The 12,260-nt window shown below is 30.3% G+C and carries 10 protein-coding genes; all 10 read left to right on the forward strand.

Annotated elements, in window-relative coordinates; all coding sequences use genetic code 11:
- A partial coding sequence (locus ACTG3V_RS13590; protein ID WP_439132715.1) for a bifunctional UDP-3-O-[3-hydroxymyristoyl] N-acetylglucosamine deacetylase/3-hydroxyacyl-ACP dehydratase occupies window positions 1-1,045 on the forward strand: 1,045 nt, incomplete at its 5' end.
- A 3-nt stretch (window positions 1,046-1,048) separates the two neighbouring features.
- Window positions 1,049-1,834 (forward strand): acyl-ACP--UDP-N-acetylglucosamine O-acyltransferase, encoded by a 786-nt coding sequence (gene lpxA, locus ACTG3V_RS13595; protein ID WP_439132716.1) that lies wholly within the window; start codon window positions 1,049-1,051, stop codon window positions 1,832-1,834.
- A 90-nt stretch (window positions 1,835-1,924) separates the two neighbouring features.
- On the forward strand, window positions 1,925-2,491 hold the full coding sequence (gene efp, locus ACTG3V_RS13600) for an elongation factor P (RefSeq protein WP_439132717.1): 567 nt from the start codon (window positions 1,925-1,927) through the stop codon (window positions 2,489-2,491).
- A gap of 60 nt (window positions 2,492-2,551) precedes the next feature.
- Window positions 2,552-3,481, forward strand: coding sequence for a UDP-3-O-(3-hydroxymyristoyl)glucosamine N-acyltransferase (locus ACTG3V_RS13605; RefSeq protein WP_439132718.1), 930 nt, complete (start codon window positions 2,552-2,554; stop codon window positions 3,479-3,481).
- Between the two features lie 160 nt (window positions 3,482-3,641).
- On the forward strand, window positions 3,642-4,514 hold the full coding sequence (gene sucD / locus ACTG3V_RS13610; protein ID WP_439132719.1) for a succinate--CoA ligase subunit alpha: 873 nt from the start codon (window positions 3,642-3,644) through the stop codon (window positions 4,512-4,514).
- Window positions 4,515-4,618: 104 nt separating this feature from the next.
- The gene (locus ACTG3V_RS13615; RefSeq protein WP_439132720.1) at window positions 4,619-7,582 is read left to right on the forward strand and encodes a M16 family metallopeptidase; all 2,964 of its coding nucleotides are present in this window, start codon (window positions 4,619-4,621) and stop codon (window positions 7,580-7,582) included.
- Window positions 7,583-7,702: 120 nt separating this feature from the next.
- A complete protein-coding gene (fabG, locus tag ACTG3V_RS13620) occupies window positions 7,703-8,449 on the forward strand; it encodes a 3-oxoacyl-[acyl-carrier-protein] reductase (RefSeq protein ID WP_439132721.1) in 747 nt (248 codons plus the stop codon).
- Between the two features lie 508 nt (window positions 8,450-8,957).
- Window positions 8,958-10,769 (forward strand): VWA domain-containing protein, encoded by a 1,812-nt coding sequence (locus ACTG3V_RS13625; RefSeq protein WP_439132722.1) that lies wholly within the window; start codon window positions 8,958-8,960, stop codon window positions 10,767-10,769.
- A gap of 54 nt (window positions 10,770-10,823) precedes the next feature.
- Window positions 10,824-11,690, forward strand: coding sequence for a cation diffusion facilitator family transporter (locus tag ACTG3V_RS13630; RefSeq protein WP_439132723.1), 867 nt, complete (start codon window positions 10,824-10,826; stop codon window positions 11,688-11,690).
- Between the two features lie 69 nt (window positions 11,691-11,759).
- Window positions 11,760-12,260: prohibitin family protein (locus ACTG3V_RS13635; protein WP_439132724.1), on the forward strand; the 501-nt coding region annotated here is incomplete at its 3' end.

The raw sequence follows: 12,260 nt of genomic DNA on the forward strand, positions 1-12,260 counted from the left end.
AAAAGCAGGTATCGAAGAGCAAGATGCAGAAATTGAGGAATATGTAGTTAAAGAAATTATTTCTTATAAAGATGAAATTTCTGGTAGTGAAATTATTTTAATGCCATCTAATGAGTACCAAGTTACAACAATGGTAGATTTTGGTACTAAAATTTTAGGTACTCAAAATGCTACTTTAGAAAATATTTCAGATTTTAAAACCGAAATTGCAGGTGCAAGAACATTCAGTTTTTTACATGAAATTGAAATGTTGCTAGAAAATGATCTTATAAAAGGTGGTGACCTTAACAATGCAATTGTTTATGTAGATAAAGAATTGTCTGAGAGTACAATGCAAAAGTTAAAGAAGGCATTTAACAAAGAAAATATTTCTATAAAACCAAACGGAATTTTAGATAACCTTACTTTGCATTGGGCAAATGAAGCTGCGCGTCATAAATTGTTAGATGTTATTGGAGATTTAGCTTTAGTTGGTTCAAGAATTAGAGGTAAAGTTATTGCTAATAAACCTGGCCATTTAATCAATACACAATTTGCTAAAAAATTGGCAAAAATTATAAAAGCAGAAAAAAGGAATAATGTTCCTCAATACGATTTAAATCAACCTCCATTATTAGATATTCATCAAATTATGGATATTTTACCTCACAGACCACCTTTTTTATTGGTTGATAGAATTTTAGAACTCTCTGATAGGCACGTGGTTGGAATGAAAAATGTAACAATGAATGAGAATTTCTTTGTAGGACATTTTCCAGGAGCACCAGTAATGCCAGGAGTTTTACAAGTAGAAGCAATGGCACAATGTGGGGGTATTTTAGTGTTAAGTACAGTGCCAGATCCAGAGAATTACTTGACCTATTTTATGAAAATGGACAATGTAAAGTTCAAACAGAAAGTTTTACCTGGAGATACCTTAACCTTTAAAGCAGAATTAATTACACCTATAAGAAGGGGTATTTGTCATATGCAAGCATATGCCTATGCTAATGGAAAATTAGTGGCAGAAGCAGAATTAATGGCACAAATAGCAAGAAAAAAATAAATTATGAATCAGCCTTTAGCTTATGTACACCCCCAAGCCAAAATTGCAAGAAATGTAGTTATTGAACCTTTTACAACAATACATAATAATGTAACAATAGGTTCTGGAACTTGGATAGGTTCTAACGTAACAATTATGGAAGGCGCCACTATTGGTAAAAACTGTAGAATTTTTCCTGGATCTGTAATTTCTGCTATTCCACAAGATTTAAAGTTTGATGATGAAGAAACTACTGTAGAAATTGGTGATAATGTAACCATTAGAGAATGTGTTACAATTAATAGAGGTACAAAAGATAGATCTAAAACTGTAGTTGGAGACAATTGTTTAATTATGGCCTATTGTCATATTGCTCACGACTGTTTTGTTGGTAAAAATTGTATTTTTTCAAACAATACTACACTCGCAGGTCATGTTACCATTGGCGATAATGTAGTTTTAGCTGGTATGGTTGCTGTACATCAATTTGCCTCAGTAGGTAATCACGCATTTGTAACTGGGGGGTCTTTAGTTAGAAAAGATGTACCACCTTATGTAAAATCAGCAAGAGAACCTTTATCTTATGTGGGTATTAATTCAGTAGGGTTAAGAAGAAGAGGTTTTACAACAGATAAAATAAGAGAAATTCAAAATATATACAGAATCTTATTTCAAATGAATTACAATAACTCTCAAGCTATAAATATTATTGAAGCAGAAATGGAAGCAACACCAGAAAGAGATGAAATTGTTCAATTCATTAAAGATTCCCATAGAGGAATAATGAAAGGATATTATAAAGCAAATTAATAGTAAGTTTATCGTTTTTGGTTCATTGTTTTTGGTATATAGCATTAACTAAAAACCTACAACCACTAACCAACAAATAAAAATTAACAAATGGCAACAACTTCAGATATTAGAAACGGTTTATGTATCAGGTATAACAATGATATTTATAAAATCGTCGAATTTTTACACGTAAAACCAGGTAAAGGACCTGCGTTTGTAAGAACTAAATTAAAAAGTGTTACTAATGGCAAAGTAGTAGACAATACTTTTCCTGCTGGTAGAAAAATTGATGATGTAAGAGTAGAAACACATAAATTTCAATACTTGTATAATGATGGGGAGTTTTATCACTTCATGAACGAACAAGATTACTCACAGATTAGATTGTTAGAAAGCGCATTAGATTCACCAGGTTTAATGAAAGAAGGTGAAATAGTTACCATAATTATCAATTCAGAAGATAATATGCCGCTTTCTGTAGAAATGCCTCAAAGTGTAATATTAGAAGTAACTCACACAGAACCAGGAGTTAAAGGGAATACTGCAACAAATGCAACCAAACCAGCTACTGTAGAAACAGGGGCTTCTGTAAATGTGCCTTTATTTATAAATGAAGGTGATAAAATTAAGATAGAAACTACAAAAGGTACGTATCAAGAACGTATTAAAGAATAAAATCAGCTTTTAGCAATTAGCATTTTGCTAATAGCCAATAGCAAAATGCTAATTGCAAGTATGAAATTTAGAAATCCACAAACTTTGCAGGAAATCGCATCACTTTTAAATGTTGATTTCATTGGCGATACAAATTTCGAGATTTTAGGAATTAATGAAATTCATGTTGTAGAAAAAGGTGATATTGTTTTTGTAGATCATCCTAAATATTACGATAAAGCTTTAAACTCTAAAGCAACAACTATTCTAATCAATAAAAAAGTAGCTTGTCCTGAAGGAAAGTCTTTGTTAATTTCTGATGATCCTTTTCGAGATTTCAATAAAATTACCAAACATTTTAATCCATTTATTGCATCACAAGAAAGTATAGCAGAATCTGCTATTATTGGAGATGGCACTATCATTCAACCAAACGTTTTTATTGGTAATAACGTCGTAATTGGTAAAAACTGTGTAATTCATCCCAATGTTACTATTTATGATAATTGTATTATAGGCAATAATGTAACCATTCATGCTAATACTGTATTAGGTGCAGATGCTTTTTATTACAAAAACAGACCCTCAGGATTTGATAAGTTGATTTCTGGAGGAAGAGTAGTTTTAGAGGATGATGTAGATTTAGGAGCTTCATGTACAATTGATAAAGGTGTTACTGGAGATACCACTATAAAAAAAGGTACTAAAATCGACAATCAGGTTCATGTTGGTCATGATACTGTAATTGGTGAAAAATGTTTAATAGCTTCACAAACAGGAATTGCAGGTTGTGTTATTATAGAAGATGAAGTTACCATTTGGGGGCAAGTAGGTACCAATAGCGGAATTACAATTGGTAAAGGAGCTGTAATTTTGGGACAAACAGGAGTAACGAAATCTATTGAAGGTGGAAAATCTTATTTTGGAACACCTATAGAAGAATCTAGAGAGAAATTAAAACAATTGGCAGGTTTAAAAAGGCTGCTAAAAGAAAAATATGATTCTAAATAAAATTTAACTTTTTATATAGAATTCTTAAAATAAGAATTTTTGATTTTTCTTTTTTGAAAGGTAACAATCAACTATTTTTGTATAAATTTTAATAATAATCCCTATAATTTTCCTTTATTGGGAAATGTTGTAAAGACAAAAGGAACTTAAATAACAAACCATGAGTGTTTTAGTAAACAAAGATTCAAAAATTATTGTACAAGGTTTTACAGGTAGTGAAGGTACTTTTCACGCTGGCCAAATGATTGATTATGGAACCAATGTTGTTGGTGGTGTTACTCCAGGAAAAGGAGGTCAAGAACACTTAGGAAAGCCTGTTTTTAATACAGTTGTAGAAGCTGTTGAAAAAGTAGGAGCAGATACTTCAATTATTTTTGTACCACCAGCTTTTGCTGCAGACGCAATTATGGAATCTGCAGATGCAGGCATCAAAGTGATTATTTGTATCACAGAGGGTATCCCCACTGCAGATATGGTAAAAGTAAAAGCCTATATTGCAGGTAAAGATACAAGATTAGTTGGGCCTAACTGCCCAGGAGTCATCACTCCAGAAGAAGCAAAAGTTGGTATTATGCCTGGTTTTATCTTTAAAAAAGGTAAAGTAGGGATTGTTTCAAAATCGGGTACATTAACGTATGAAGCTGCAGACCAAGTTGTAAAGCAAGGTTTTGGTATAACCACTGCAATTGGTATTGGTGGAGACCCAATTATTGGTACCACAACTAAAGAAGCTGTAGAAATGTTAATGAATGATGATGAAACTGAAGCTATTGTAATGATTGGTGAAATTGGTGGTAATTTAGAAGCAGAAGCAGCACAATGGATTAAAGCTGATGGAAATAGAAAACCAGTGGTAGGTTTTATTGCTGGTCAAACTGCGCCAGCAGGAAGAACAATGGGACATGCAGGTGCTATTGTTGGAGGTGCTGATGATACTGCACAAGCAAAAATGAAAATTTTAGCAGAAAATGGTGTTCACGTTGTAAGTTCTCCAGCAAAAATAGGAGAAATGGTTGCGAATGTTTTAAAGTAACCGTAAAAACATTAAAAAACTGTTAAGGTTTTATAATAAATTATTATTAAATCCGTTGAATTCGTAAATTCAACGGATTTTTTAATTCAACAAATCAAACTATTATGAAAAAAATTAAAATACTGGCTTTTAGTTTACTAATTGTTGCTGCTGTAGGCTGCAAAACCGAAAATGAAAAAAATTACAAGGTAACTTCACAAAAAGATGCTAATGGCATTACATATGAAACTGTAGAAAACGACCCCACTGGTTTGCGTTTGTATACTTTAGATAATGGTTTAAAAGTATACCTCAGTAAGAATGAAGATGAACCAAAAATTCAAACCTATATTGCAGTGAGAGCAGGTTCTAATTACGATCCAAAAGAATCTACTGGTTTAGCTCACTATTTAGAGCATATGGTGTTTAAAGGAACTCATAAAATCGGGACAGCAGATTGGGAAAAGGAAAAAGGATACTTAAATAAAATTTCTGATTTATACGAACAACACAGGGCAGAACAAGATCCTGAAAAAAAGAAAGCGATTTACCAAGAAATAGATAAGGTTTCTTTAGAAGCTTCTAACTATTCCATTGCTAATGAATATGATAAAATGACAGCTTCTTTAGGGGCAACTGGTACCAATGCATATACTTGGTTTGAGCAAACGGTTTATACCAATAAAATACCTTCAAACGAATTTAATAAATGGATAAGTTTAGAGGCTGAACGTTTTAGTACTTTGGTTTTAAGACTTTTTCATACAGAATTAGAAGCGGTTTTTGAAGAATTTAATAGAGGTCAAGATAACGATTTTAGAAAGCGGTATGCAGCAATGTTAGATGGGTTATTTCCAAATCATCCTTATGGACAACAAACTACAATTGGTACAGGAGAGCATTTAAAAAATCCATCAATGGTAGATATTCACAACTATTTCAATAAGTATTATGTACCTAATAATATGGCAATTATTTTGGTGGGTGATTTAGATTTTGATAAAACAATAGCTAAAGTAAATGATGCATTTGGTAAGTTTGAGAAAAAAGAATTAACACATCCAACACTACCAAAAGAAGCACCAATAACAGCACCAATTGTTAACGAAGTTTTCGGCCCAACATCAGAATCAATATCTATCGCCTATAGATCTGGAGGTGTAAATACTAACGATGAGAAAAAGGTAACATTAGCAGATATGATTATGGCTAATGGTAATGCAGGTTTAATCGATTTAAATTTAAATCAAAAACAAGCCGTACAAGGCGCAAGTTGTTCAACAACATTTTTAAATGATTATGGTTATCACACGTTTACAGGTTCACCAAAATCAGGTCAATCTTTAGATGAAGTTAAAGATTTATTGTTAGCACAAGTTACCAAACTAAAAAACGGCGAATTTGAAGAATGGATGATTGATGCAGTCGTAAATGATTTAAAATTAAGCGAAACCCGTCAATATGAAAATAACTCTGCTTTAGCAAATAAATATGTAGATGCATTTATTTACCAACAAAATTGGGCAGATAGAGTTCAATTTTTAGATGATTTAAAAAAGATATCCAAAGAAGAATTGGTTGCATTTGCTAACGATTTTTATAAGGATAATTATGTGGTTACCTACAAAAGAAAAGGTGAAGATAAAAATATTGTAAAAGTTGAAAACCCTGGAATTACACCTGTTAATTTAAATAGAGATAAAAGTTCAGACTATATCAAAGCTTTTAATAAAATGGAGTCTGAGGAGTTAAAACCTCAATTTGTAGATTACAAAACGGCCATTAAAGAATCTAAAACTGCTAATGATATTAAAGTTTCGTATGTATTAAATGAAAAAAATGATTTATTTGATATGAATATCATTTTTGATATGGGTAGTGATAATGATAAAAAACTATCGTTAGCTGCAGGTTATTTAGAATATTTAGGTACAGATAAATACACTAATGAAGCATTAAAGAAAGAGTTTTATAAATTAGGAATTTCTTATTATGTAAGTACTGCAAGTGATAAAACCTATGTAGGTTTAAATGGTTTAAAAGAAAATTTACCAAAAGGATTGGCTTTATTAGAACATTTATGGGATAATGCCAAAGCAGATGAAGACGCGTATAACAAATATGTAGAGAAAATTTACAAAGGTCGTGAAGATGGAAAAACTCAAAAAGGAAATATTCTTTGGAATGGCTTAATGAATTATGGTAAATATGGAGAAGATTCTCCTTTAAGAGATATCATGCAAATTGATGAGTTAAAAGCTATTAATCCAGAAGAATTGGTGGCTTTGATAAAGGATATGAAAAACTATAAACAGCGTGTTTTTTATTATGGAAAAGATGTTGAAAACGCGATTGCTGCATTAGATAAAGAACATAAAATTTATGGAGCATTAAAAGAATATCCTATTGCAAAAGAATACAAAGAAACAGAAACAGGTGGTAATGTTTTCTTTACAGATTACGATATGGTACAAACAGAGCTCTTGTTTTTAGCAAAAGGAGATCCTTTTAAACCAGAAAATATGGCTGCTTCAACTTTGTTTAATACTTATTTTGGTAGTGGATTATCCTCTATTGTTTTTCAAGAAATTAGAGAATCTAAATCGCTAGCCTATTCTGCTTTCGCTTCTTATCAAGGCGCATCAAAAAAAGACGATCCGAATTACGTAATGGCGTATGTAGGCACACAAGCAAATAAATTAGAGCAAGCTGTAGATGCTATGATGGAGTTGATGAATGACATGCCAGAAGCTGATAAACAGTTTCAGGCTGCAAAAGAATCTACCTTAAAAAAGTTAGCTGCTCAAAGAATTACCAAATCTAATATTTTTTGGAGTTACGAAAGATTGCAAAAATTAGGGATTGATAATGACAACAGAGAAGAAATGTACAATACCATTAAAAATATGACTATGGAAGACTTAAAAGGATTTTTTGATAGTAATATTAAAGGCGAAACCTACAATGTTATGGTAATTGGTAATAAAAAAGATTTAGATGTAAAATCACTTAAAAAACTAGGAAAAATTAAAGAACTAGAGGTAGATTATCTTTTTAATTATGTTGATAAGAAAAAGGTAAAATCTTAATTTTAAGAAATCAATCTGTATAAGAAGTAAAAACTTTTAAAACAAAACTCGTAAGCTATTTTTTGCTTTACGAGTTTTTTTATTTTAGTATCTTTGAAGCCTTAAAAACAACGAAACCGTATGAAATTATTAGAAAATAAATCAGCAATAATTACTGGAGCTACAAGGGGAATTGGTCGTGGAATAGCTATAGAATTTGCCAAACAAGGTGCAAATGTGGCTTTTACTTATAGTTCTTCTGTAGATGCTGCAACTGCTTTAGAAGAAGAGTTAAAAGCTTTAGGTGTTGCTGCAAAAGGATACCAATCTAATGCTGCTAATTTTGATGCAGCTCAAGAATTAGCAAAAGAGGTCTTAAAAGAATTTGGAACCATAGATATTTTGGTTAACAATGCAGGAATTACTAAAGATAATTTGTTAATGCGTATTTCTGAAGATGATTTCGATAAGGTGATTGAAGTGAATTTAAAATCTGTTTTTAACTTAACAAAAGCAGTAATTAGACCAATGATGAAACAAAGAGCGGGTTCTATAATTAATATGAGTTCTGTAGTTGGTTTAAAAGGTAATGCTGGGCAAACCAATTATGCAGCCTCAAAAGCTGGTATTGTTGGGTTTTCTAAATCTGTAGCTTTAGAGTTAGGCTCTAGAAATGTTAGAAGTAATGTAATTGCTCCAGGTTTTATAGAAACTGAGATGACAGATAAATTAGATGAAAAAGTAGTACAAGGTTGGCGAGATTCTATTCCTTTAAAAAGAGGAGGTAAGCCAGAAGATATTGCAAATGCTTGCGTGTTTTTAGCTTCAGATATGAGTGCTTATATTACTGGGCAAACACTTTCTGTAGATGGTGGTATGTTAACCTAAGTAAAAATAATTTAATTAAGATTTTGATTAATAAATACTTAACACTTGCTAATTGCAGGTGTTTTTTTATTCGTCTTAGTTTTATTGTAAATGGTCTAAAGTAAATAATCATTAACCTTATAAGAGTATTTTTTTCTTTATAATCAATTTATCTTTATTGTATAAAACAAAAAATACCCTTTTTATCCCTAAACCCTAAATAGTTTCTTATTTAAAAACCTGCAACATTTAATGATGCAGGTTTTTTCTTTTTCGAATAGTTCTTTATATCTTTCCCATTAAAATAAATCTATTGCATTCTACTTTGATTTTATATATAATTTTAGCTGTATTTTTTAGTATCGCTGTTGCGTATTTTCAATATTATTACAGGGTAAAAAACAAAATAAAAGTCACTTTTTTGTTGTTTCTTTTAAAAACATTAAGTGTTTTTTTACTGTTATTATTATTGATAAATATAAAGATTGATTCCATAAAAACTACCAATATAAAACCAACGCTATCGCTTTTGATAGACGATTCTCAATCAATTTCTTTTTTTAAAGAAGATAAAGCAGTAAAGAATATTTTACAAGCAATAAATTCAAATTCAGCTATCAATAATAAATTTGATCTTCAAAAATTTGCTTTTGGAGAAGATATACAAGCTTTGGATAGCTTATCTTTTTCTAAACCTCAAACTAATATTTCTAAAGCAATCTCTACTGTTAATGCCTATCAAAAAAATAAAATTTCCCCTATTGTTTTAATTTCTGATGGCAATCAAACTATTGGTCAAGATTACGAGTTTATCAACTCAAAGCAACCTATTTATACAATTGTGGTTGGTGATACTACAAAGTATGTAGATGTAAGTATAAGTCAATTAAATGTAAATAGATACAGTTATATTAAGAATAAATTTCCTGTGGAAGTAATTTTAAATTATGAAGGGAATGAAGACTTTAAAACACAATTTTCTATTGCAACAAAAGGAAAAACTGTTTTTAGAAAAAACGTACGTTTTTCAGCTTCTAAAAAGTCTGTAACTGTTGTAACAAACTTAACATCAACTAAAGAAGGTACACAGTATTATACAGCAACTGTTGCAAAAATTGAAGGTGAAAAAAACATCAAAAATAATACGAAAACTTTTTCTGTAGATGTTATCGATGAGCAAACTAAAGTGTTGCTCTTAACGTCCATTTTACATCCAGATTTAGGAACTATAAAAAAAGCCATAGAAAGCAACAAACAGCGTAAAGTTGAAATTGTAAACATTAGTGATTTTAAAAATGAAATTAATGATTATCAGTTAATTATTTTATATCAACCTAATACTAAGTTTACAAAAATTATAAATGAGATACAGCAAAAAAACAGCAATTATTTATTGATTTCTGGATCTAAAACCGATTGGAATTTCATCAATCAAAAACAATTAGGGTTTTCTAAAAATGCCATCAATCAAACAGAAGATTATAATGCAGTTTATCATGATGCATTTTTAACTTTTTTACAAGAAGATATCGGTTTTAACGATTTTCCTCCTCTAAGAGACAAATTTGGTGAGGTTAAAATTACTCAAGAATATCAGGCATTATTGTATCAAAATATCAATGGAGTTCAAATAAATAGCCCTTTATTAGCAACTTTTGATAAGAATAATCAAAAAAGTGGACTTTTATTAGGTGAAGGCATCTGGAAATGGAGAGCCAATAGTTTTTTAAACACCAATTCTTTCGAAGATTTTGACAAATTTATTGGGAATTTAATTCAATATTTAGCGTCTAATAAAAAAAGAGATCGCTTAGAAATTAATGCTGAACCTCTTTATCCAGCGAATTCTACGATTACCATTGCTGCGTTTTATACTGATAAAAATTATCAATTTGATGCAAGAGCCAATTTAGAAATTACCATTACAAACGCTACAACAAATCAAGTTACAAAAGTGCCTTTTTCTTTAGTTAACAATTCTTTTCAAACCAATATTGAAAATTTACCTTCAGGTGATTATACATATCAAGTTTCAGTTTTAGGACAGCGTATAAAAAAGTCAGGACGTTTTAAAATTACAGCTTACCAAATTGAAACGCAATTTACAAATGCCAATAGCAATAAATTACAAAAGCTGGCTGATAAAACAGGAGGGAAGTTGTTTTACAAAAACCAAACTGAAGCCTTAAACAAAGCGCTTTTAGCTAACCAATCTTTTTATACCATTCAAAAATCATCAAACAAACAAGAAAATTTAATTGATTGGAAATGGATTTTATTGATAGTGATAGCATTATTATCAGCAGAATGGTTTATCAGAAAATATTACGGAAAAATATAGTTTTATTCTATTTTTTGCATCTTTCGTTAAATTTTATTGTCTATTTTAAAAAATATGGTAAACAATCATAGTCATTCACATCATCATTCAACTAAAAATATTGGAGTAGCTTTTTTTCTAAATCTATTTTTTACAATTATTGAATTTATTGGTGGTTATTATACAAATAGCTTAGCTATAACTTCAGATGCAGTTCATGATTTAGGGGATAGTTTAAGTTTAGGAATGGCATGGTATTTTCAAAAAATATCAACGAAAAAGCCAACTAAAAAGTTTTCTTATGGTTACCAAAGATTTTCGTTATTAGGGGCTATAATTAATACAATAATTTTACTAATTGGCTCTGTATTTATCATAACAGAGGCAATTCCTAGAATTTTACATCCAGAAACTGCAGATGCAAAGGGTATGATGTGGTTTGCTTTTTTAGGAATTATTGTAAATGGTGCAGCTGTTTTTAAATTAAAAAAAGGAGTTTCTTTAAATGAAAAAGTAGTGATGCTGCATTTATTAGAAGATGTTTTAGGTTGGTGTGCAGTTCTAATTGCAAGTATAATTATGCAATTTTATAATGTGCCTATTTTAGATCCAATCTTATCTGTTTTAATAGCTCTATTTGTTTTATACAATGTCTTTAAAAATGGAAAAAAAAGCATCAGAATAATTTTGCAAGCAACTCCACTTGGAATTTCTGTTGATAAAATCCAAAATAAAATATTAAAAAATAAAGAAATAAAAAGTGTCTATGATTGCCATATTTGGTCTATGGATGGAGAGTACAATGTGTTTACTGCTCATTTAGTCTTAGCAGATAAAACGCTTTCTTTGAAAACTACAGAAGCATTAAAAGCAAAAATTAAAAAAGATTTACAAGCTGATTTTAATTTAAAACATATAACCTTAGAACTAGAAATAAAATAAGATTGTTGCTTTAAGGATTGGGTTTGATAATGATAAGTTGTAAATTTGTTAAAATTAAAAATAAACAAAATGGCAAATAATCAAATGGAATTGAAATTCCCTAAAGGAGGAATCTTTTTAGTTATTATAGCAATAGCTGCAATTATATTATTTACAAAATCTACAGTCACTATAGGGCCTGGAGAAGGTGGTGTAATTTTTGAAACGCTTGGAGATGGTATTAATACAGAAAAGTCTTATGGAGAAGGGTTTCATATCGTGGCTCCATGGAATAAAATGATTGTAAGAAAAGTACGTCAACAATCGGTTTCGGATGAAATGAATGTACTTTCTGTAAATGGATTAGAAGTAAAAGTAAGCGGAACGGTTTGGTACGAACCAGAGTTTGAAAATTTAGGTTTATTAATTAAAACTAAAGGTGAAGATTATGAACGCGAATTATTAGATCCTGCAATAAATGCAGCAGCAAGAAGTGTTGTTGGACGTTATACACCAGAGCAATTATATTCTAGTAAAAGAGATGTAATTGAGCAAGAAATTTTAGATGAATTAACTAAACTTTTAGCAGAT

The sequence above is a fragment of the Polaribacter sp. genome (assembly GCF_965660385.1).
Taxonomy (GTDB): Bacteria; Bacteroidota; Bacteroidia; order Flavobacteriales; family Flavobacteriaceae; genus Polaribacter.